Consider the following 23,552-nt stretch of genomic DNA (forward strand, 5'->3'; position numbering starts at 1 on the left):
CAAGCCATTGATGCTATCGCAAGCTGCCGTTGCCGTATTAGCTTCACAATCTAAGGCAATACCCTGCAAAGGGACACAATCAACGAGGAAACACCATGACGACGACAAAGGCCCGCCTTTTCGCACTTAGTGCATTGACCGCAGCAGCAATGATGCCGCTTGCCGGTAATGCTCTTGCGCAGGATGCCACCCCGCGCGAAGCAACCATCAGTGTTTCCGGCGAAGGCCAGTCGGCAATCGCGCCCGATATGGCGATCCTGTCATTCAGTGTCGTCAAGCAGGCGGAAACGGCGGCTGCGGCTCTGACAGAGAATTCCAAGGCGCTCGCCGAGGTTCTGAAATCGCTGAAGGCGTCCGCCATCGAAGACCGCGACCTGCAGACGAGCAATTTCTCCGTGCAGCCGCTTTACAAGCATTATGAGCCGAAAGACGGCGTTTACGTTGCACCGGAAATTACCGGCTATCAAGTTTCCAACGGACTGACCGTGCGCGTACGCGACCTGAAGAAGCTGGGCGAGATACTCGATACCTCCGTCAAGCTCGGTATCAACCAGGGCGGCGATATTACCTTTACCAATGACAAGCCGGAAGCAACCGTGACCGAGGCCCGCAAGCAGGCGGTTGCCGATGCGCTGGCCAAAGCGAAAACGCTGACGGAAGCGGCGGGCGTGAAGCTTGGACGCGTGATCCAGATCAGCGAGAACATGCAGCGCCCCATGCCGGTGCCGCAGACCATGATGCGCGCTTCGATGGCGAAGGAGGCCGACAGCGTGCCGATCGCTTCGGGTGAGAACAGCTACAGCGTGGTGGTCAACGTCACCTTCGCCCTGGGCGAATAAAACAGTCGGAGCGGCGGCACTGCCCGCCGCCCGCATTTGCCGAACGGCTGCGCGTAACCGCCACCCGAGAGGCCACAAAAAGAAACGCCCCCCGCCTGTCATAACAAGCGAGGGGCATTTTTTTTGATCCGCGCGAAGGGCGGGGGATTTCCGCGGATCAATATCAGCCGTTTAGCGACGGATCACCGGGCAACCACGCTCATTGGCGAAGAAGATGCGGTCAGGGCCGCGACGGTCGAAGCCTGCAACCACGACACGGCGCGGCGATACATCGACAACGCGCGCGCGGCGAAGACCCATGCGGCTAGCCTTTTCCTCCGCAAGCCGCGGCGAGCAACCATAACGCGGGCGGTCAGGACGGCCCCAGCCCGGACCAGGACGATCGGGACGACCCCAGCCCGGGCCGCGGCCTCTGTCATGACCGTATCCATCCTGAACCTGAACTCTGAGCTGAACATCCGGGCCAGCCGAAGCAGCTGGAGCGGTGACGGAAATTCCGCCAAGGGCGATGAGGGCAGCCAGGCCGGCTTTTGCGAAGGTGCTGAACATGAACTCACTCCGTTTGTTTCTGCGCCGGCAGGGACGTCCCCCGGCGATTGACGAGACCCTAGACCCGCCCGCCTGAACGCCGACAGAACCGCATGTTCAGCAGACGTTCAGAGACATTAACGGGAAAACGAAAGGAAAAGGCAGGGCTTTTGACGGGAATCATGGGGAGATATGCAGAACGATTTCACGGCGGTGCGGCCGGTCGCGATGTTCGAAAAGATAAAGGCCCTGCCATGTGCCAAGGGTAAGCCTGCCATCGCTGATCGGTACTCCGATGGAAACCGCGGTCAGGGCCGATTTGATGTGAGCAGGCATGTCATCAGGGCCTTCGAGCGTGTGGACGACCCAGCGCATGGAGACATCGTCGGAAGGTGGCACGAGGCGGGAAAAAAATATCGCCAGATCGCGCCGGACATCCGGATCGGCATTTTCCTGGATAAGTAGGGAGCAGGATGTGTGTCTGACGAAGACGGTCAAAAGGCCTTCGTCCACGCCTGCCTCCTTCACAAAGCGCTCGGCCTCGGACGTAAATTCGTAGAGCCCCTGCCCGTGGGTGGTGGTAATGGTCATTTTCTTCTGCGGCACGTTATTTCCTTTAGAAAATTCGGAACAAATTAGGCACTGCAAACGTTGGACCATGTCGAATTGTAACTGATGGCGAAAAGGCGTGCTTCCATGACATGGCGGCTGCCTTTAATAGAACGGAATACCGGCGTCACGGTTGCAAAAAACGGGGAAGGATTGGCACTATCAGAATGAACCATTCAGGCTTTCCCGTCTGCGGACGACTAAACTATTTTCAGTGCAAGACAGGCAGAGGGTGCGAGAGATAGATTCATGGCATCCACTGATTATAATGTCGACCTGACAAATTGCGACCGCGAACCCATCCACATTCCAGGTTATATTCAATCGCACGGCTGCCTGATCGCTTGCGACAACGCCATGCGCATGGTCCTGCGGCATTCGGAAAACTGTCGCGAGATTTTGCGCGTCGATGGCGATATCAACGGCAGGACCGCCGAAGAGGTGCTTGGTAAAAATCTCGTCCATGACCTTCGCAACGCACTCACGGTAACCGGCAGGACTACCCGCCCTGCCATGCTGCCCAATATGGAACTGCGCGATGGTCGCAGCTTCGATATTGCGCTCCACCGCTATAAATCCACGACGATCATCGAATTCGAACCGTCAGGGAGCGAGACCCAGCCGCTTGGTACCGCACGCAAGATGGTGGACCGCATTCGCGAGGCGGACACGGTCGAAAGCCTGATTTCGAGAACAACCCGCCTGGTAAAGGCGACCTTGGGTTACGACCGGGTGATGATCTACCGTTTCGAGGATGACGGTGCAGGCAAGGTCGTGTCGGAGGCAAAGCAGCCGGAACTGGAAAGCTTTCTCGGACAATATTTTCCGGCAAGCGACATACCGCAGCAGGCCCGCACGCTCTATCTTAAAAACACACTGCGCATCATCTCCGACGCCAGCGGAATACGAGTTCCCGTATTGCCCGCCATCGATGTGTCTGGTGAACCGCTTGATCTGTCATTCGCGCATTTGCGCAGCGTTTCTCCCATCCATTGCGAATATCTTCGCAATATGGGCGTTGGTGCCTCCATGTCGATTTCGGTGATCGTCGATGGCGCCCTGTGGGGTCTTATCGCCTGCCACCATTATTCGCCACGCGTTCTGACGATGTCAGTCAGGATCGCCGCAGAAATGTTTGGAGAGTTTTTCTCCATGCATTTGCAGGTCCTTAAGCAGAAGCGCAAACTCGATACCGTCAACCACGCCCATGCCGCTCTAGACCGCTTCCTGCGGCTCGCCGCCCATCACGCGCACATCGAGGAACTGCTGATCGACAGTTTCCAGGATTTTGCCGATCTGATGCCATGCGACGGCGTCGGGCTTTGGGTGGACAACAACTGGCACGGCCACGGCGCAACGCCGCCCGCGGATGCCATTCCAAGGCTGGCGCGCTTCGTAACCTCTGTCAGTGAGGGAAGGGTCTGGGCAACCCATGCCGTCTCGCAAGCCATACCGGAAGCGGAGATTTATGCAGATATCGCAGCCGGAATGCTCGCCATTCCGCTGTCACAGGTCAAAAACGACTATCTGCTGTTTTTCCGCAGGGAGATCGTGCAGAACCTGAACTGGGCCGGCAACCCGGAAAAATCCTATGAGACCGGTCCGCTCGGCGATCGGCTCACCCCGCGCAAGAGCTTCGCGATCTGGAAAGAGACCGTGCGCCTGCAGGCGCAGCCATGGTCCGATGCGGACCGGGAAATTGCCGAAGCCGCAAGAATAGCGTTGGTCGAGGTCGCATTCCATCACAGCGAGCTGATGGCGGGCGAAAGGGAGCGCGCGGAAGTGCGCCAGCGCATGCTGAACGAGGAACTCAACCACCGCGTCAAGAACGTTCTGGCCATTATTAAATCGCTGGTCGGCAATCCCTCGCAAGAGGGTAAAACGCTGCAGGAATATGTCGGTGCGCTGAAGGGTCGTATCCAGGCATTGTCTTTTGCCCATGACCAGATCATTCGCGGTGAAGGCGGCGGGTCATTGCGCGACCTGCTGGACGCCGAATTGTCGCCGCACCGTTCAGCCGAGGCTATTGTTGATCTCGCCGGACCACAGGTCACGCTCGATTCGCGCGCATTTTCCGTCATGGCTCTCGTACTGCATGAACTGGCGACGAATGCTGCCAAATACGGCGCGCTTGCTCAGACCGGCGGAAAACTGGATCTGCGCTGGGAAGTCGACGAAAACCGCGATTGCCTGATACATTGGCGCGAAACTCTGCCTACCAAGCTGCCCACACCATCACGCTCTGGGTTCGGCACGGCGCTCATCAGCCGCAGCATCCCCTACGATCTGGGTGGACGCAGCACCATTCGGTATTTGCCTGATGGGCTGGAGGCGGAAATTCTCCTGCCCTCCCGCCATATCTCAGCAGTCATGACAGCTTCCGAGATGAAGACGGAGGATGACACCGTACCACAACCCAGACGGTCCAACCGGGAGGAAACGTTGAAAATATTGCTCGTAGAAGACCAGATGCTGATCGCCATGGATGTGGAAAACATGCTGGAAGACAACGGCATCAAGACAATCGAAACCGCGACCTCCTCGGCAATGGCCATCGAGAAACTGAAGAGCTACGTTCCGGATGTGGCTATCCTCGACATCAATCTCGGTTCCGACACCTCCATCGCCGTCGCACGCGAGCTTCACCGCCGCGGCATCCCCTTCCTGTTCGCCACCGGCTATGCCGATGCCAGCATGGTGCCTGACGACTTCGGCAACGTGCCTGTTATCAGGAAGCCTTACGACGAAGATGCGCTGATGGCGGGTATCGGGCTGTTGGTCGGTGATACGGAGAGGGTGTAAGCTCCCAGCCCTGCTGACCGACACATGTCCAGACTGGACGTCATCCTTGGGCTTGTCCCAAGGATTTAAACACGTCTACGAAATCAGTCGGTTGCATGTCCTCGGGACAAGCCCGAGGAAGACGGAGTGGCGGACGGAAACCTTCGTCAGCAAACCAAAAGTTTAAAAAACTAGCCTTCATTGAAATCGAGTGAAGCCCCGCTTTTTCGCCTCATCCGGTGTTAAGGCGTTCCCAATCTTAAACCGGAATGCCGTTACGGCGTAGTTATCCAGATCGACTTCGCACTGAAAAGACACATCGTGCCAGCTATTGCCGGTATTGAATGCGCCGCCGGAAGCATCAATCGAATTCCCCGATATCCTCCCGCCCGTATCCGAATAGGGTATCATGCCACGGGCGGCAAAACCCGCGCCCTGAATTTGCGCCAGAGCCTCCGTGCTGCAAAGCTGAACAATGCGGCGGCGGGGCGGCAGATCACCAAACATCTGGCGTCTTTGGGCCGGAGAAAGCAGCGACGAAGACAATAATTGTTTCGCGGCCGGAAGTTTCGCGGGCTTCTCCTTTGCCACCTCGGCAGGTTTTTCGTCAGCCGGTTTCTCCTGCGGCACAGGCGCTTTTTCCGGCTCAGCCTCTTGCTTGACGGGTGAAACCGCAATTTCTCCCTGTTCGGCGGACGCCTTGAGATCGCCGTTGGCGGCAGATGGCGCGGGCTTGTCCTCAGCCGTCTTTTCAGGCTGGCTTTCAGGCTCCTTGGAAGGCTCGGTCTTGTCCGCTTCCTCCGCCTTACCTGGCTTGTCTTCTGGGTCCGCCTGCGTCTCCTCCGGCCGCATGGCGATCGCCGGCAGCGTCGCCTGCAAGGGCGGCGAAGGTTTCGGCTCCTCTGCCGGCGGAGCGGGCGGCGGCGGTGGAGGCTGCGGCTTTTCTTGCTTTGCCTGCTCGGCGGCGGGAGGCTTGGCTTCCTCCGGCTTCTTTTCCTCAGGCGGCGGCACCAGATCGACGCTGATGCTTTCCGGCTCCTGCGGTTCGGCTATGCGTTCGGGCAGTTCGAAAAGAAAGATCGCGACCACAGCCAGATGCAGCAACACGGAGACGGGCACCGCCCATCCCTTCCCTCGCCATCTGCTTGCCGAAACCTGTTGCATGTTATCGAGCCAAATCGAACCTGAGCATTTCCGAAAAAGCGGAACGCTTTGTTTTCACACATAAGGCTTGTCGCAGAGATCGCCAGTGCAGGAAACAAAAAACCCGGCCAGAGGTGACTGACCGGGTTCAATTTTAATGCAGGCAAAGGCTTAGCTGTCGAGGAAGCTTCTGAGCTTTCTGGAGCGGCTCGGATGCTTCAGCTTGCGCAGTGCCTTCGCCTCGATCTGACGAATACGTTCGCGCGTGACCGAGAACTGCTGGCCGACTTCTTCCAGCGTATGGTCGGTGTTCATGCCGATGCCGAAACGCATGCGCAGAACACGTTCTTCACGCGGCGTCAGCGAGGCGAGAACGCGGGTCGTCGTCTCGCGCAAGTTGGCCTGAATGGCGGCGTCGATAGGCAGCAGCGCGTTCTTGTCCTCGATGAAGTCGCCGAGATGCGAATCCTCTTCGTCACCCACAGGGGTTTCGAGCGAAATAGGCTCCTTGGCGATTTTCAGAACCTTGCGCACCTTTTCAAGCGGCATGGCCAGCTTTTCCGCCAGCTCTTCCGGGGTCGGCTCGCGGCCGATCTCGTGCAGCATCTGGCGCGAGGTGCGAACGATCTTGTTGATCGTCTCGATCATGTGAACCGGAATACGGATCGTGCGCGCCTGGTCGGCGATCGAACGGGTGATCGCCTGTCTGATCCACCATGTCGCATAGGTCGAGAACTTGTAACCACGGCGATATTCGAACTTGTCCACCGCCTTCATCAGGCCAATATTGCCTTCCTGAATGAGATCGAGGAACTGCAGGCCGCGGTTGGTGTATTTCTTGGCGATGGAGATCACGAGACGCAGGTTGGCCTCGACCATCTCCTTCTTGGCGATACGCGCTTCGCGCTCACCCTTCTGTACCATGGAAACGATACGGCGGAATTCGGCGATGGAAATACCGGTTTCCGTCGACAGATTCTGGATTTCCTGACGGATCTCGCGGATCGTGTTGCTTTCCTCGCGGGCGAATTCCTTCCAGCCGCGGGCGGCCAGATTGGCAATCGACTTCATCCAGTTCGGATCGAGTTCCGCACCGTGATACTGCTCGAGGAAGCTGTCGCGCTTTACGCCATAGGATTCGGCAAGGCGCAGCAGCCGGCCTTCGTTCTGCATCAGACGCTTGGAAATATCGTAAAGCTGCTCGACAAGGCTGTCGACACGGTTCTGGTTCAGCGACAGCGACTTCACAGCCGTGATCAACTGGTCCTTGAGATCCTTGTAGCGGCGCTCCTGACCGGAGGACAGGGTCCCCGTGCAGGCAAGGCGAGCCTCGACCTGCTGGTCCTGAAGCTTGCGCAGCTTCTTATAGGTGTCGGCAATGGTGTCGAGCGTTTCCATGACCTGCGGACGCAGCTCGGCTTCCATCGCGGCAAGCGAAAGGTTGGACTCGTCGTCGTCCTCTTCTTCCTCTTCCGGCGGCAGGCCATCGCCACCCACGTCAGTCACATCCTCGTCACCGGAGGGCGCACGCAGTCTGCGGGTCTTTTCCTTCTCTTCGGCGGCCTTGCGGTCCGCCTCGATCTTTTCCGGGCTCTGGAACTGCGGGGCAGCCTTGGCTTCCGGGCCGGAATAGGTGGTTTCGAGATCGATAATCTCGCGCAGAAGCGTCGTGCCTTCGTTGAGTTCGTCGCGCCAGATGATCAGTGCCTGGAACGTCAACGGGCTTTCGCAAAGGCCGGAGATCATCGTTTCGCGGCCGGCCTCGATGCGCTTGGCGATGGCGATTTCGCCTTCGCGCGACAGAAGCTCTACGGAACCCATTTCGCGCAGATACATGCGCACAGGATCGTCGGTACGGTCGGTCGGTTCTTTTTTCTTCGCGGTCGCAAGCGCGGTACCGCCGGAAGGTGCCAGTTCGCCGCCTTCGGACTCTTCGTTATCGGAATCGTCGCTTTCGGCTTCGCCCGGTGCTTCCTCGGCATCCTCGTCCTCGATAACGTTGATGCCCATATCGGACAGCATCGCCATCGTGTCTTCGATCTGCTCGGACGTCACTTCTTCGGACGGCAGGACGGAATTCAGCTCGTCCATCGTCACATAGCCGCGCTTCTTGGCGGCCTTGATCATCTTTTTGACCGCGTCATCCGAAAGATCGAGAAGCGGACCGTCCGTCGCACCGTCGCGTTCGTTTTCTGCTTCTTCGTTTTCTTTGACTTTGGTTGCCATCTATCTCGTCGCTTTCCCTGACGCTAACACCTGTTCCGCCGCATCGCCGTTCGCCTTGAGAGCATCCGGCTGATAACAGCGAATCACTGTCAGACACCTAACGGAGTGATCTTTAATTGCCGATTAACCACGGCAGCCTCAGGCAGAATGCAAAGACAGTGCACCCGAAAATGCTTGCTCATGCAATTTCTATCCGCCAAGGCTCATTCCACCTTACTATTCCTGAATTGGTGATTCCCGCTATTTCCCGCCCCGTCAAGCCTTTGAGGGCGAGACAGCCACGGAAATTCATAAAAAGGGCCGCATTTTGCGAGTTATCACCAGACTACCCCCTATTTAGGGCGCTTGCAGCAAAAGGCAACCCCACACGTCTTTCTATTCTTGGCCGCAGTCCTCAGCCATGGCCGACAGCCGGACCCTTTACCCGGCCGGACATGACGCCGAAACCATCGATGATCGCTTCCTGATTTTCCATTCGGCCGATTTCCAGCTGAACTTCGGCCAGCGCCCGCACCAGAAGCGTGCCGCGTTCGTCGTCCGTCGCCTCGCCTATTTCCCGTTCCAGCTCGCGCTTCTGCCAGAGCAGGGATTTCGTCCTCTTGTGCAGGGAAAGCGCCTGCACATATCCCTCACGCGCATCTTCCAGCGCCGCCTGTTCCGTGGCCGTCCACAGGCGCGCATTGCGCACCTGCTGGTCCATGGTTTTCAAAAGCACCTCGAAACCCTGCTGCGACAGGCGCTCGATCAGCCCTGCCCGCGAAATCTCGGCCGCACTTTCCGCAGCAAAGGTCAGCACAGTCGACCACAGGCGTTGCAGATCGCGGTTTTCGTAATCGATCGCGGCGATCTCGTCATATTCCTCAAGGAGCAGTTCGGGATGGTTGACGATGGTGATTGCGAGAACGCTTTCGCGAAGTGAAGGCTTGGTCTGGTGCCCCCTGACCAGACCCGACTGGGTAAGCCGGTCGGAAATGTTGCTGGCCGGCGCAGCCATGGCTCCACCCCGTCCGGAAGCGTTCCTCTGGAACCCGCGCCCATTACCCTGCTGGCCATCGCGGCGGAAATTTCCACCCTGCGAACCGCCCTGCTGAAAACGAGGCTGGAAGAAGGCATTCAGCCTGTCGCGCATATCCTGCTGGTAAAAACGCCGCACGGCCTCGTCGCCGATCACGGCAACGATCTGCCGCAGCCGGCTTTCAAGCTGGGCACGCTTTTCAGGCGTATCGAAAGTCACCGAAGACGTCTCGCGGCTCCAGATCATCGCCGCGAGCGGTTTTGCCTCGGAAAGCACACGGTCAAAAGGCGCACGCCCCTCCAGCCGCACGAGATCATCAGGGTCTTTTCCGTCGGGCAAAAGCGCAAAGCTCACCGAACGATCAGGCTTGATATGCGGCAAGGCGAGATCGGCTGCACGGTTGGCGGCACGAATACCGGCGCCGTCGCCATCAAAGCAGAGGATCGGCTGCGGCGACATTTTCCACAGGAGATCAAGCTGGCTTTCCGTCAGCGCCGTGCCAAGCGGGGCGACAGCATTTTCGACACCCGCCTGATAAAGCGCAATGACATCCATATAACCTTCGACGGCAATGACGGTGCCGCCGGAAGCCTGCGAGGCGCGCCGCGCGCGGGCGAAATTGTAGAGAACATTGCCCTTGTGAAAAAGCTCGGTCTCGTTGGAGTTCAGATATTTGGCCACTGCATCCGCCGCCATGGCGCGGCCGCCGAAAGCGATCACCTTTTCGCGCGACGACAGGATCGGGAACATGATGCGGTCGCGGAAGCGGTCATAGGAAACCGGCACGTTTTCATGCACAACCAGCCCGCAGGCTTCCATCTGTTCGCGCGCCACACCCTTGCTCGCCAGATGCTCCTTCAGCGCATTGCGGCTATCTGGTGCAAAACCGAGCCTGAATGTCTCGATGGTGCGCCCAGTCAGTCCGCGATCGCGCAGGTAAGCCCGCGCCCGCGCACCAAGCGCGGTCTGCAACTGATCCTGAAAGAACAGCGTCGCCATTTCCATGACGTCCTGCAACGAGGTGCGCTCGCGCTCGCGCTTCTCAGCCTGCGGATCGGGCTGCGGCATGGAGATGCCGGCCATGTCGGCGATCTGCTGAACGGCTTCGGGGAAACTCAACCCCTCGAGATCGGTGAGAAACCGGAAATGATCGCCGGAAACACCGCAACCGAAACAATGGTATCGCCCCTTGCGATCCTCGCAATGAAAACTCGGGCTTTTTTCGCCATGGAACGGGCAGCAGGCCCAATAATCGCCCCGCGGCGTATTGGTCTTCTTCTTATCCCAGGACACACGTCTGCCGATCACATCGGAGATGTTCACGCGGTCGCGTATCTCATCGAGAAAAGAATTGGAAAATCGCATGGGTTACCTGTTCGAGGCCAGTCTTTCATATAAGCGCAGAAAGGGGTCAGTACCAAACCCAAAGAACCGGAATACCCGATATTCACAGGCCATCGCACTAAAACCGCATCGCCGCTGTCGCCCGCTTCGGGCAAATTTATGGCAGCGCATCATCACAAAAAATTATGTTTTTGTAATTTGAGCCAACCGTCGCCGAGGTATAAAACATATTCAAAGGCAGCGCCCGGACATTCTCATAAAGCTGCTGACGCCCGCAGGCACGTCCCCCGAAAAACGCCTGCGCGTGACCGCATTTTGATCCGCCGAAATGCGCCTTCGTCGGCAGCAAAAAGGCAGGGCAGCCATGGCTGCCCTGCCTTTACTTTTTCCGAACGGGCGAAACCTACTTCAGCAAATCCTTGACGACGCCGGAGGCTTTCGCGAAGTCGATCTGGCCGGGATAGCGCTCCTTGAGCGCATTCATGCACTTGCCCATGTCACGCAGGCCGGAGGCGCCGGTTTCGCTGATGACGGCCTGGCACAATTCGCGCACCTTTTCGGCCGGAATTTCTTCCGGCATGAATTCCTTGATGATGACGATTTCCTCGCGCTCCTGAGCGGCAAGCTCGGCGCGACCGGCACCATCATAGATGCTGGCGGACTCTTCCCGCTGCTTCACCATCTTGGTCAGGATCTGCATGATCTCGTCGTCGGTGACGGGGTCCTTGCCCACGCCGCGATTGGCAATATCGCGATCCTTGATGGCCGCCTGGATGAGACGCACGGTCGATGTACGCCGGGCGTCACGAGCCTTCAGCGCGTCTTTCAGAGTATTAGCGAACGTGTCGCGCATCATTTCTTCTTCTCCTTGGGAAAGTGCATTCCGCAGCTTCTCGACACGGAAACTTTCCACCTTATTTTTCGAAACGACATAACCGAGCAAACCCGCTCAAGCAAATCAAATGCATAAGCCTTTGAATGTGCGAAGGTTTAATTCCGCGTAAATCTCGAGCCTGCGGTTGACCGTTTAAGCAGCTTTCGTTATTTTCCGGCACCTGCACGAGATTTTAACGAAGGGTCAAAACGCGAGTTTTTCGCGCGCCCCTTTATGTCACGAAGCCTGCGACAAAAAATGGCCCCTCTCCCCCTGCCTTTCAAGAGGCGGGGTGCGAAGCGGCAGAAACGGAACGAGATGACCGAGACAGCGCCCTGGACTACCCGCAAACCGACCGCAATGCTTGTTCTTGCCGATGGCACAGTGATCGAGGGAACGGGGATCGGCGCAACCGGCAAGGTACAGGCCGAAGTCTGCTTCAACACCGCACTGACCGGTTACGAAGAAATCCTGACCGATCCGTCCTATCTCGGCCAGATCGTCACCTTCACCTTCCCGCACATCGGCAATGTCGGCACCAATGAGGAAGACATCGAAGACCTGACGCCAGCCGCCCGCCGGGGCGCAGTCGGCGTCATCTTCAAGGCCGACATCACCGACCCTTCGAACTTCCGCGCCGCCAAGCATCTGGATGCCTGGCTGAAAGCCCGCGGCGTCATCGGCCTTTGCGGCATCGACACGCGCGCGCTGACGGCATGGATACGCGAAAACGGTGCACCGAACGCGGTGATCGCCCATGATCCCAACGGCGTGTTCGACATCGAGGCGCTAAAGGCGGAAGCCAAGGCATGGAGCGGTCTCGTCGGCCTCGACCTCGCCATCGAAGCCACATCCGGCCAATCCTCCACCTGGACGGAAACGCCTTGGGTTTGGAACGAGGGTTACGGCACGCTGAATGAAGCCGATGCGAAGTACCATGTCGTCTGCGTGGATTTCGGCGTCAAGCGCAACATCCTGCGCCTCTTCGCCGGTCTCGATTGCAAGGTCACGGTGGTTCCGGCCCAGACATCCGCCGAAGACATTCTGGCATTGAAGCCGGATGGCGTTTTCCTTTCCAACGGTCCGGGAGATCCGGCCGCGACAGGCGAATATGCCGTACCGGTCATTCAGAACCTCATCAACAGCGACCTGCCGATCTTCGGCATCTGCCTCGGCCACCAGATGCTTGGCCTGGCCGTCGGCGCCAAGACTGAAAAGATGCACCAGGGCCACCACGGCGCCAACCATCCGGTCAAGGACTTCACCACCGGCAAGGTGGAAATCGTGTCCATGAACCATGGTTTTGCGGTTGACGCCAAGTCGCTGCCTGATGGCGTCGAAGAAACCCACACGTCGCTGTTCGACGGCACCAATTGCGGCCTGCGCATCGTCGGCAAGCCGGTCTTCTCCGTCCAGCACCATCCGGAAGCATCGCCCGGCCCGCAGGACAGCCACTATCTCTTCCGCCGCTTCGTCAACCTGCTGCGCGAGAGACAAGGTGAGGCAGCGCTCGCCGAGCGCTGAGACATCTTCGGAAAATCAGGAAAAATATACGGCCCGCTTTCAGCGGGCCGTTTTCATTTCACGCTTCACCAGAATGACGAAACGTATAGTCAGGAGAACGGCCGCCGTCGAAAGGCCGATCACGAAACCGAACCAGACGCCGCGTCCGCCAAAGCCGAGCGGAAAGGCCATGGTCCAGGCCAGCGCCAGCCCGATCGGCCAATAGGAAATCAGCGCCAGCATCGCCGGAATGCGCGCATCCTTCAATCCGCGCAGCAAACCTGCTGTCACGGCCTGGATACCATCGACCAGCTGGAAGATGCCGGCGATCACTACGAGGCTGCTTGCGTAGGCAAGCACTTCCGCCGCTTCCGGCAACTTCGCGTCAAGAAACCACTTCGCCAGAAATTCCGGAACAGCCGCAAACAGGATGCCGCCGCAAACGGCAATGCCGCAGGCAATCGCGTAGACCATGATGGCGGCGCGCACGAGGTTCCTGAAATCACCCTGACCAAACGCGACACCGACCCTCACGGTCGCCGCCTGCGACAGGCCGAGCGGGATCATGAAAGCGATGGAGGCAAGCTGCAGGGCGATGCCATGCGCCGCAAGCTGCACGGTGCCAATCTGTCCCATCAGGATCGAAGCGGCCGCAAACAGCGTCACTTCGGCAAGGATGGTGATGCTGATAGGCAGGCCAAGGCGCAGCACTTCGAACAGCGCATGCCAGTCCGGCCGCCAGAAGCGCACGAACAGCTCGTATTTCCTGGTTTCCTCACGCGTCTGCACATAAGCGACGATGAAGATGAAGCTGAAGGCATTGACGATGACGGCAACGACGGCCGCGCCGTTCATGCCCATCACCGGCAATCCGAAATGGCCGAAGACCAGCGCATAGGCCATCACGCCATTCAGCACCAACATGATGATGGTGACATACAGAATGATGCCCGCACGGCCGATGGCACTGACAAGCCCGCGCAGCACGTAAAAAAGCAGCGCCGGCAAAAGGCCGAACTTGGCGATGGCGAGATAATGGCCGGTCAACGCCGCAACTTCGGGGTTTTGCCCGAGATAGACCAGAATGCGCTCGGCGTTGAAGAATATCGGCAGGGCAAGAACCCAGTACGCGATTGCAACCCACATGCCCATGCGCAGCGAGCGGCGGGCAGCCGTCGCATCGCCCTGCCCGTAAGCCTGCGCTACCATTGGCACCACGGCCACGGAAAATCCCGAACCGAAAATGAAGACAACGAAGAAGAACTGCCCGGCCAGCACCATGGCCGCCAGCTTCTCAGCTCCGAGCTGACCGACGATGACCATATCTGTAGTGTGGATGCCAAGCTGCGCGAGCTGCGCACCGACAAGCGGAATTCCAAGCGCAAGCGTAGCCTTGAAATGCGAAAGCCACGACCCCGATCCAGAGGGAACGGTTTCTGCAACAACCGACGAAGACATTGTAATTCACCTGAATTTTGGCCATTGCCCGCGAATTGCGCAATGGCAGCAGGTGATGAATAAAATATTCCCTTCCTGCACGCAACCTTTGCGGATCAATGATCAAAATTTACGCAGAACGGCAATTTTACGTCCACTTGGGCCGAAACGGCGTGACATAAAACAAATTTAGCCGAATTTTACCATTTCACTTTACGCATTAGAATATCGCGAAGTTCTTTCAAACCATAAGCTGCATGACGCAGAATGTTCCCGCCATTGAGGCATGTCTTTCCCATTATTTTCCAAGATGAGCCGAATGGGCACATCTGGTTCCAAGGACGTGTAGCTTGCCCAAAAAAACCAATCTCATGACGCGCATTCTGTTTGCGGCGTCATCGCTTGTCGTCGCCGCTTTTGCCGGCTTTTCCTTCTATATCGACAGTCTTCAGCACCAGGTGACAACGCAAGCCGTGGCGGAAAATATCGATTCGTCCGGCAAGCAGGCAGCGCAAAGCATCGCCAACTGGCTGAACGGGCGCATCATGCTGACCGAAACGGTTGCAAAGACGCTCGCCAAGCTCCCAGATGACGACGCCAAGCTGCAGTTCCTCCAGAACGACGTGCTGACGGCTCAGTTCATGTCCACCTATTTCGGCAATGCCGAAAGCGGCAGTTTCACGACTTTCCCGAAATTGCCATTGCCGGAAGGGTATGACCCGCGCAAGCGCCCCTGGTATCTGGACGCCGTCAAGGCCGGCAAGCCAGTACTGACCGAGCCCTATAGCGATGCGTCGACCGGCGGCCTTATCATCACTGCCGCCATTCCCGTGTCCATCAACGGCAAGCTGGCCGGCGTGACGGGTAGCGACTTCTCGCTGGATTCGCTGGTATCGATGATCAAGTCGGTGGATGCCGGCAAGGATGGATACGCCTTCCTCGTCAGCAAGGACGGCAAGATCCTCATGCATCCCGATGCGAAATTCGTCGACAAGCCGCTGACCGATCTCTTCAAGGTTGATACACCGGCAATTTCTTCCGCGATTTCGCAAACCGAGATCGACGGCAAGGGCAAGATCACCAGCTTCATTCCCGTCGCCGGTCTGCCCTCGGTCGATTGGTATCTCGGTTTCGTTGTCGATTCCGACGTCGCCTACAGCGCGATCGGCCAATTTCGCCTCGCGGCAACCATCGCGACAATCCTTGCCGCCGCGATCATGATCGCCCTGCTGGCAACCGTTCTCAGCCGTTTCATTGTTCGCCCCGTCACGCAGATGACTGCTGCCATGGAAAGGCTTGCCGCCGGCAATCTCGATGTCGCCATTCCCGGCCAGGAGCGCAGTGACCAGATCGGCTCGATGGCTGCGGCGGTTGCCGTATTCAAATCGAACGCCACGGAACGTCTGCGTCTTGAAGGCGACGCCGAACAGAACCGCACGCTTTCCGAACAGGAGCGCAACGACCGCGAACGACTGGCGGCGAAAGACGCGGCCGACATCCAGTTCGCAGTCGATTCGCTAGCAAAGGGACTGACGCACCTTTCGAACGGCGACCTCAACTACCGGATCGAGACACCTTTCGTGACCCGCATCGACCGCTTGCGCGACGACTTCAACAACTCCGTCGCCAAGCTGAACGTTGCCTTGAGCACAGTCGGCCAGAATGCACGCGCAATCGATGCCGGTGCTGGAGAAATCCGCCAGTCTGCCGACGACCTGGCCAAGCGCACCGAGCAGCAGGCCGCCTCTGTCGAGGAGACTGCGGCCGCGCTTGAGGAAATAACCACGACGGTCAAGGATTCAGCCCGCCGTGCCGAAGAGGTAGGCCGTCTGGTCGACCGCACGCGCAACAATGCCGAGCAGTCCGGCATCATCGTCGAGGACGCTGTTCGTGCCATGGAAGGCATCGAAAAATCGTCGTCGGAGATCAGCAACATCATTGGCGTGATCGACGAAATCGCTTTCCAGACGAACCTGCTTGCGCTGAATGCCGGCGTGGAAGCCGCCCGCGCCGGTGAGGCAGGCAAGGGTTTTGCCGTCGTCGCACAGGAAGTGCGCGAGCTTGCCCAGCGCTCTGCAAATGCCGCGAAGGAGATCAAGACGCTGATCAACGCCTCAACATCGCAGGTGCAATCCGGTGTCGATCTCGTCGGCAATGCCGGCAAGGCGCTGGAAACCATCGTCCGCGAAGTCCAGGAGATCAACCGCCACATCGACGCCATCGTAACGTCGTCGCGCGAACAGTCCACCGGACTTCAGGAAATCAACACCGCCATCAACACCATCGATCAGGGCACCCAGCAGAATGCCGCCATGGTCGAAGAACAGACTGCGGCAAGCCACGGCCTCGCCTCGGAAGCGGCGGCGCTCAACGAATTGCTTGCGCAGTTCCAGCTCGCCACGGCAACACGGCGGCAGGCTGAATATGGGCGTGCTGCGTAGACCGAAAATAGCTCACTGGTGAGACAATCGCACCGTTACCCCGGATCCAGTCCGGCATGACGGAGGAGACGTTTCAGTATTCATTATGGCCGGAGCGATCCGGCCATTTTTCTTGTCCGCCCTCAGCACGCGAAAAACCCTGTTCACGCCACTCACACGATCAGCTAGAGCTTGGTCGATCATGATTTGCGGAGGGATCTATGCTGGATTTGATTTGGCGCGGTATTGCCATGGGGGTTGGTGGCACCGTGTTTATGGATATATGGGCGATTGTGCTGCACCGGTTTTTTGGCCAGTCCGCCCCGAACTGGGCGCCGGTCGGCCGCTGGTTCTGGCATGTGCCGAAGGGCAGGATATTCCACGATACTATAGCGACGGCCGCACCTTACGAGCATGAACTGGCGCTCGGCTGGGTCTCGCATTATGCCGTCGGCATTCTCTACGGCATCATTCTCGCCCTGATAGTGCCGGCCTCGTGGTTTTCAGAGCCGTCCTTCATTCAGCCTTGGATCGTGGGCATCGTCACGGTCGGCGCGGGCTGGTTCCTGCTGCAACCTGGCCTCGGCATCGGCTGGGCGGCATCGAAGACGCCGAACCCGAACAAGGTTCGCTTTCTCAACCTCGTTGCCCATACGATCTTCGCGCTTGGCATGTATGCCGTGGCGCTGTTGATGCGCTGAATAAAAAGGGGGCTGAAAAGCCCCCTCGTTCATTTGATTATCAGATATTCGCCGAAAAGGTGTCGCAGTCCTCGACGCGTCCGTTCTGGAAGCCGCGCTTGAACCATTCCATGCGCTGCGCCGACGTGCCGTGGTTGAAACTGTCAGGCACCACATATCCTTGAGTCTGCTTCTGCAGGGTGTCGTCGCCGATCTGGTGGGCAGCGTTGAGCGCTTCCTCAAGGTCACCGGTTTCCAGAATGCCCTTCTGTTCGGTGAACTTGCCCCAGATACCGGCATAACAATCGGCCTGAAGCTCCACACGCACCGACATCTTGTTGGCGTCCACCTGGCTCATGGACTGGCGGCGGCGGTTGAACTCCGGCAGGACACCGGTCAGGTTCTGGACGTGGTGGCCCACCTCATGCGCAATAACGTAAGCCTGCGCGAAATCGCCAGACGCGCCGAAACGCTTGTCCAGTTCACTGAAGAAACTGGTGTCGAGATAGACCTTTCGGTCACCAGGGCAATAGAACGGGCCGCTGGCCGCAGACGCAGAACCGCAGGCAGACGCAACCTGCCCGGAAAACAGCACAAGGGTCGGTTTCTGATAGGTCTCGCCGGCGGACTGGAAAATGCCGCTCCAGGTATCTTCCGTCTCAGCCAGCACGGTGCGCACGAAAGCCGTCGTCTCGTCGGACGATTGGCCCTGCGGCCGAGTGCCCGCCTGCTGGCCGGATTGCTGCGTGGTACCGCCCCCATCCAGTGAAATGTCTCCGCCCGAAAGCAGCGTCAGCGGATTGATGCCAAGCACCCAGCTGATCAGCAGGATCAGCAGAAGACCGCCAATGCCGATGCCGCCGCCGCGGCGCCCGATCGGCACGCGCATTCCGCCACGCGAAAAAGGATCGTTGCCGGATGGCCCCGATCCCGCCGACATGCCGCGCCGATCCTCGATATTGTCCGACTGGCGGCGCCCTCTCCATTCCATGCTTTTCTCTCCGCAAACGTCGCCTCAACAGGCAACCTTATAACGGCACTATAATACATCTTGTTCCGGAAGAAAGCGGAGGTGGGTGCATTCGTTCAGGAGGCTCGCCGCCTTTGCGTGAAGACGGTCAGAGACAGCAGGGCAAACACGAACACGCCCGCGAAAAGCACCACAAGACCCGGCTGACCGTCACCGAAAGCAACCTCGTGAATGATCCGCCCCGGAACGAAGGTGAAACCGCCTGCGATGACGATACCGCCGAGATAAACACTCTGCATGATCCTCATATGGCGCCTGATTTCGCCCCTGCGCGCGAAAAGGACCGATTGCAGACAGCCATATATGGTGAGAACCGATAAAAGATGGATCGGGCTGAAACCGTAAAGCATCCTCAATTCATGGATGAAGAAGGTCGAAACGGACGTCATGACCATCAGCGTCACCCAAATCCTGCCGAGTAGCCGGTGGATGGCTGTTCCTTTGGGGCGAAGGAAAATGAAGGCGCCGAGAATCGCGGCCGGAACAACGGTGGCGACATGGAATTGCACGGCAAGCGGTGCGTCTAGCAAAGGCTGAAGTGACATGGTGAAGCGTTTTGACCCGGTTGAAATTATCGCTAACTTCGGCAAAACATGCGCGAAAGAAAAACGCATTGGCGTCAACCGCAGGAAAACTTCGTGGATCACCTCTCTTTGCAGTCCACGCTTCGTGAAATGCACGCCATCCTGCAATCGCGCAGACTGTGGCTGACCTTCCTTGCCATATTGGCGATCTTCATTCTGACCGGCCCTTTCGGGACAAGTGAGACCATGAGTTTCGCCGACCGGCTGCTTTACTGGACAATCGTTCAGGCTGGCGCATGGACGTTCGCAATATCCTTTTCCATCCTCGCCAACACCATCCTTGCCAGCAGCATTGAAAATATGCTGACACGCATGATGATCGGCTCGCTGACGGCAGCCCTGCCCATCGGGCTGCTGCTTTCCATCATGAACCAAGTCTTTTCCGGCAGGGAAATGGGTTTCGCTGCCTTTCTGAAAAGCAGCCTGTCGGCCCTGCCGCTCTGCGCCATCTTTTGCCTGCTGAGCTACCTCACGGCCTGCCAGTCACGCGCAACGGCAACGGATGCCGTTGCGGACCCGAATGGAGATGCCAAAGGTGGGGTGAAAAGCATCGCGCCGCTGCTGGAGCGGCTGCCGCCGCAAAAGCGCGGAGAATTGCTGCGGCTGTCGGTGCAGGACCACTATACCGAAATCGTCACCACGCGCGGCCATCAGCTCGTTCTGCTGCGTTTTGCCGATGCGCTGAAAGAAATAGGCCTCACGGAAGGCTTGCAGGTGCACCGTTCTCACTGGATTGCCATTTCCGACGTCGTCTCGTTGCGTAAACAGGCTGGCCGTCTGCACGTCATTACAAGAGACGGCTCGGAAATACCCGTCAGCCGCTCCCATAGCGCGGCGGTGCAGGCCCGTTTCGCCGCGCATACACCGGCGGGTTAAGAGTTTCTGTCGATTCCGGAATTTATGGGGTTCCGTTCTCAAAAACATTTGCCTATAAGCCGCTTCTAGCCTGAAAACTTTGAATTGCGCGCCCCGGCCGGTGATCTTTCACCCTGGCTGGTGTTTTGCGCAACCAAAACGCGGAACGAGAGAGCCATGCCGAAGCGCCAAGATATCAAGTCCATCCTCATCATTGGCGCAGGACCGATCGTCATCGGCCAAGCATGTGAATTCGACTATTCCGGCACCCAGGCCTGCAAGGCGCTGAAGGAAGAGGGTTACCGGGTCATTCTGGTCAACTCCAACCCGGCCACCATCATGACCGATCCGGGCCTCGCCGACGCAACCTATGTCGAGCCGATCACCCCGGAAGTCGTTGCCAAGATCATCGCCAAGGAACGTCCGGACGCGCTGCTGCCCACCATGGGCGGCCAGACCGCGCTCAACACCGCGCTGTCCCTGAAGCGCATGGGCGTTCTCGACCGCTACAATGTGGAAATGATCGGCGCCAAGCCCGAAGCCATCGACATGGCCGAAGACCGCGCCCTCTTCCGCGAGGCCATGGCTCGCATCGGCCTTGAGACGCCGAAGTCCATGCTGGCCAACGCCACTGAAATCAAGGACGCCGATCGCAAGAAGCACGAAGCTGCCCGCGCCGAACTCAAAGCGAAGCTTTCCGGTGCGGAACTGGACAAGGCGCTGGACGATCTGGAAAACCAGTGGAACCTTGGCGAGACCGACCGCAAGCAGCGTTACATGGCGCATGCGATCGCAATCGCCGCCCAGGCGATCGACCATGTCGGCCTGCCCGCCATCATCCGCCCATCCTTCACGCTCGGCGGCACCGGCGGCGGCATTGCCTATAATCGCTCCGAATTCTTCGACATCGTCTCGGGCGGCCTCGACGCTTCGCCGACCACCGAGGTGCTGGTCGAAGAATCGGTTCTCGGCTGGAAGGAATATGAGATGGAAGTGGTCCGCGACACCGCGGACAATTGCATCATCATCTGCTCCATCGAAAACATCGATCCGATGGGGGTCCACACCGGCGATTCCATCACCGTTGCGCCAGCGCTGACGCTGACCGACAAGGAATACCAGATCATGCGCAACGCCTCGATTGCGGTGCTGCGTGAGATCGGCGTGGAAACCGGCGGCTCGAACGTACAGTTCGCCGTCAACCCGAAAGACGGCCGCCTCGTCGTCATCGAAATGAACCCGCGCGTTTCGCGCTCGTCTGCTCTCGCCTCCAAGGCGACCGGCTTCCCGATCGCCAAGATCGCCGCCAAGCTCGCCATCGGCTATACGCTCGACGAGCTGGAAAACGATATCACCGGCGGCGCGACGCCTGCCTCGTTCGAACCGTCGATCGACTACGTCGTCACCAAGATCCCGCGTTTCGCCTTCGAGAAGTTCCCGGGCGCCTCGCCGATCCTCACCACGGCCATGAAGTCCGTCGGTGAAGTCATGGCCATCGGCCGCACCTTCGCAGAATCGCTGCAGAAGGCGCTGCGCGGCATGGAAACCGGCCTCACCGGTCTCGATGAAATCGAAATCCCCGGCTTTGAAGAGGGCGAAGGCTCCAAGAACGCCATCCGCGCCGCCATCGGCACGCCGACGCCGGATCGCCTGCGCATGGTCGCCCAGGCGCTGCGCATGGGAATGACGGAAGAAGAAGTCCACGAAAACTCGAAGATCGACCCTTGGTTCATCGCCCAGTTCAAGGCAATTGTGGACATGGAAGCCCGTGTCCGTGAGCAAGGCCTGCCGCAGGACGCAGAGAACCTGCGCATGCTCAAAGCCATGGGCTTTTCCGACGCCCGCCTGGCAATTCTGACGGGCAAGCGCCCGAAGGAAGTGGCCGAGCTGCGCAACAGCCTCAATGTTCGCCCGGTCTTCAAGCGCATCGATACCTGCGCGGCAGAATTCGCCTCGCCCACAGCCTACATGTATTCGACCTATGAAATCCCCTTCGTCGGCGCCGCCCGCTCTGAAGCGCAGGTTTCCGGCCGCAAAAAGGTCGTCATCCTCGGCGGCGGTCCGAACCGTATCGGCCAGGGCATCGAGTTCGACTATTGCTGCTGCCATGCTGCCTTCGCGCTGAAGGATGCAGGCTTCGAAGCGATCATGATCAACTGCAATCCGGAAACGGTTTCGACCGACTACGACACCTCCGACCGCCTCTATTTCGAACCGCTGACGGCCGAAGACGTGATCGAGATCATGCGCGCCGAGCAGGAAAAGGGCGAATTGGTCGGCGTCATCGTGCAGTTCGGCGGCCAGACGCCGCTGAAGCTGGCCGAAGCGCTGGAAAAGAACGGTATCCCGATCCTCGGCACCGCGCCTGACATGATCGACCTTGCCGAAGACCGCGACCGCTTCCAGAAGCTGCTGATGAAGCTCGACCTCGCCCAGCCGAACAACGGCATTGCCTATTCGGTTGAACAGGCGCGCCTCGTCGCTTCGGAAATCGGCTTCCCGCTGGTCGTGCGTCCGTCCTATGTTCTGGGTGGCCGCGCCATGCAGATCATCCATTCGGAAGGCCAGCTCCAGACCTATCTGCTCGACACGGTTCCGGGCCTCGTGCCAGAGGACATCAAGCAGCGTTACCCGAACGACAAGACCGGCCAGATCAACACCCTGCTCGGCAAGAACCCGCTTCTGTTCGACAGCTACCTGACCAACGCCGTCGAAGTCGACGTCGATGCACTGTGCGACGGCGAAAACGTCTTCGTTTCGGGCATCATGGAGCACATCGAAGAAGCCGGTATCCACTCGGGCGACTCGGCCTGCTCGCTGCCTTCCCGTTCGCTGAGCAAGGAAACCCTCGACGAGCTGGAACGCCAGACGACGGCGCTTGCAAAGGCGCTCAACGTCGGTGGCCTGATGAACGTTCAGTACGCGATCAAGGACGGCACGATCTACGTTCTCGAAGTCAACCCGCGCGCCTCGCGCACGGTGCCCTTCGTTGCAAAAACCATCGGTGCGCCGATCGCCAAGATCGCTGCCCGCGTCATGGCCGGCGAAAAGCTTGATGCGGCGATTGCCGCTTACGGCAAGAAGCCCGATCCGCGCAACCTGAAGCACATCGCCGTCAAGGAAGCCGTTTTCCCGTTCGCCCGCTTCCCGGGCGTCGACATTCTGCTCGGACCGGAAATGCGCTCGACCGGCGAAGTCATCGGCCTCGACACCGATTTCGCACTCGCCTTCGCCAAGAGCCAGCTCGGCGCCGGCGTCGACCTGCCGCGCTCCGGCACCGTCTTCGTCTCGGTGCGCGACGACGACAAGGACCGCGTATTGCCCGCAATCCGTATTCTGGTCGAGAGTGGCTTCAGGGTACTGGCAACCGGCGGCACCCAGCGTTTCCTTGCTGAACAGGGCATCAACGCCGAGAAGATCAACAAGGTGCAGGAAGGTCGTCCGCATATCGAAGACGCCATCCGCAACCGGCAGGTCCAGCTGGTCATCAACACCACCGACAGCAACAAGGCGATTTCCGACTCGAAGTCGCTGCGCCGCGCAACGCTGATGCAGAAGGTGCCCTACTACACGACGATGGCCGGTGCCGAAGCAGCAGCCCTTGCCATCAAGGCGCTCAAGGCCGGCAACCTGGAAGTGAAGCCCTTGCAGAGCTACTTCCTGTAAAATCAGGCGCCAACGAAG

16 protein-coding genes are annotated in these 23,552 nt (G+C 58.8%); 7 read left to right on the plus strand and 9 right to left on the minus strand.

Features of this window, described 5'->3' with window-relative positions; genetic code table 11:
• Positions 1-95 precede the first annotated feature (95 nt).
• Positions 96-839 (plus strand): SIMPL domain-containing protein, encoded by a 744-nt coding sequence (locus T18_RS16795; protein WP_003513348.1) that lies wholly within the window; start codon positions 96-98, stop codon positions 837-839.
• A 171-nt stretch (positions 840-1,010) separates the two neighbouring features.
• On the opposite strand, the gene T18_RS16800 is transcribed toward T18_RS16795, so the two are convergent.
• The gene (locus T18_RS16800; RefSeq protein WP_003513350.1) at positions 1,011-1,388 is read right to left on the minus strand and encodes a hypothetical protein; all 378 of its coding nucleotides are present in this window, start codon (positions 1,386-1,388) and stop codon (positions 1,011-1,013) included.
• A gap of 159 nt (positions 1,389-1,547) precedes the next feature.
• Positions 1,548-1,973, minus strand: a complete 426-nt coding sequence (locus tag T18_RS16805) for a secondary thiamine-phosphate synthase enzyme YjbQ (RefSeq protein WP_038491704.1) — start codon at positions 1,971-1,973, stop codon at positions 1,548-1,550.
• Positions 1,974-2,225: 252 nt separating this feature from the next.
• On the opposite strand from T18_RS16805, the gene T18_RS16810 reads away from it, so the two are divergent.
• A complete protein-coding gene (locus T18_RS16810) occupies positions 2,226-4,778 on the plus strand; it encodes an HWE histidine kinase domain-containing protein (RefSeq protein WP_038491707.1) in 2,553 nt (850 codons plus the stop codon).
• 177 nt (positions 4,779-4,955) lie between these two features.
• On the opposite strand, the gene T18_RS16815 is transcribed toward T18_RS16810, so the two are convergent.
• The 4 genes from T18_RS16815 to T18_RS16835 all read right to left on the minus strand — a co-directional run bounded on the left by T18_RS16815 (position 4,956) and on the right by T18_RS16835 (position 11,338).
• Positions 4,956-5,876, minus strand: coding sequence for a DUF930 domain-containing protein (locus T18_RS16815; protein WP_038491710.1), 921 nt, complete (start codon positions 5,874-5,876; stop codon positions 4,956-4,958).
• 195 nt (positions 5,877-6,071) lie between these two features.
• Positions 6,072-8,126 (minus strand): RNA polymerase sigma factor RpoD, encoded by a 2,055-nt coding sequence (rpoD, locus tag T18_RS16820; protein WP_003513359.1) that lies wholly within the window; start codon positions 8,124-8,126, stop codon positions 6,072-6,074.
• A gap of 394 nt (positions 8,127-8,520) precedes the next feature.
• Positions 8,521-10,506, minus strand: coding sequence for a DNA primase (gene dnaG / locus T18_RS16825; protein ID WP_013636554.1), 1,986 nt, complete (start codon positions 10,504-10,506; stop codon positions 8,521-8,523).
• Between the two features lie 382 nt (positions 10,507-10,888).
• Positions 10,889-11,338, minus strand: coding sequence for a GatB/YqeY domain-containing protein (locus tag T18_RS16835; protein WP_026330775.1), 450 nt, complete (start codon positions 11,336-11,338; stop codon positions 10,889-10,891).
• Between the two features lie 339 nt (positions 11,339-11,677).
• Here T18_RS16835 and carA point away from each other — a divergent pair, with 339 nt between their 5' ends.
• Positions 11,678-12,883 (plus strand): glutamine-hydrolyzing carbamoyl-phosphate synthase small subunit, encoded by a 1,206-nt coding sequence (gene carA / locus T18_RS16840; RefSeq protein WP_003513375.1) that lies wholly within the window; start codon positions 11,678-11,680, stop codon positions 12,881-12,883.
• A gap of 39 nt (positions 12,884-12,922) precedes the next feature.
• Here the strand turns inward: carA and T18_RS16845 are convergent, their stop codons facing one another.
• Entirely contained in the window at positions 12,923-14,320 is a 1,398-nt protein-coding gene (locus T18_RS16845; RefSeq protein WP_038491715.1) for an MATE family efflux transporter, read from the minus strand.
• A gap of 329 nt (positions 14,321-14,649) precedes the next feature.
• Here T18_RS16845 and T18_RS16850 point away from each other — a divergent pair, with 329 nt between their 5' ends.
• Both T18_RS16850 and T18_RS16855 read left to right on the plus strand, forming a co-directional pair.
• Positions 14,650-16,740 (plus strand): methyl-accepting chemotaxis protein, encoded by a 2,091-nt coding sequence (locus tag T18_RS16850; RefSeq protein ID WP_013636557.1) that lies wholly within the window; start codon positions 14,650-14,652, stop codon positions 16,738-16,740.
• Between the two features lie 200 nt (positions 16,741-16,940).
• Complete coding sequence (locus T18_RS16855) at positions 16,941-17,420, plus strand: DUF2938 domain-containing protein (RefSeq protein ID WP_038491718.1); 480 nt, start codon at positions 16,941-16,943, stop codon at positions 17,418-17,420.
• A gap of 40 nt (positions 17,421-17,460) precedes the next feature.
• Here T18_RS16855 and T18_RS16860 read toward each other — a convergent pair whose 3' ends face one another.
• The gene (locus T18_RS16860; RefSeq protein ID WP_003513383.1) at positions 17,461-18,390 is read right to left on the minus strand and encodes a neutral zinc metallopeptidase; all 930 of its coding nucleotides are present in this window, start codon (positions 18,388-18,390) and stop codon (positions 17,461-17,463) included.
• A 95-nt stretch (positions 18,391-18,485) separates the two neighbouring features.
• Positions 18,486-18,974: a DUF2306 domain-containing protein gene (locus T18_RS16865; RefSeq protein WP_038491721.1), complete on the minus strand. Its 489-nt coding sequence runs from the start codon at positions 18,972-18,974 to the stop codon at positions 18,486-18,488.
• Between the two features lie 48 nt (positions 18,975-19,022).
• Here T18_RS16865 and T18_RS16870 point away from each other — a divergent pair, with 48 nt between their 5' ends.
• Together T18_RS16870 and carB are read left to right on the plus strand one after the other, a co-directional pair.
• The gene (locus tag T18_RS16870) at positions 19,023-19,889 is read left to right on the plus strand and encodes a LytTR family DNA-binding domain-containing protein (protein WP_038491724.1); all 867 of its coding nucleotides are present in this window, start codon (positions 19,023-19,025) and stop codon (positions 19,887-19,889) included.
• 156 nt (positions 19,890-20,045) lie between these two features.
• On the plus strand, positions 20,046-23,534 hold the full coding sequence (carB, locus tag T18_RS16875; protein WP_038492894.1) for a carbamoyl-phosphate synthase large subunit: 3,489 nt from the start codon (positions 20,046-20,048) through the stop codon (positions 23,532-23,534).
• Positions 23,535-23,552: the final 18 nt, after the last annotated feature.

Source organism: Rhizobium sp. TBD182 (assembly GCF_001950375.1).
Lineage (GTDB): Bacteria > Pseudomonadota > Alphaproteobacteria > Rhizobiales > Rhizobiaceae > Agrobacterium > Agrobacterium tumefaciens.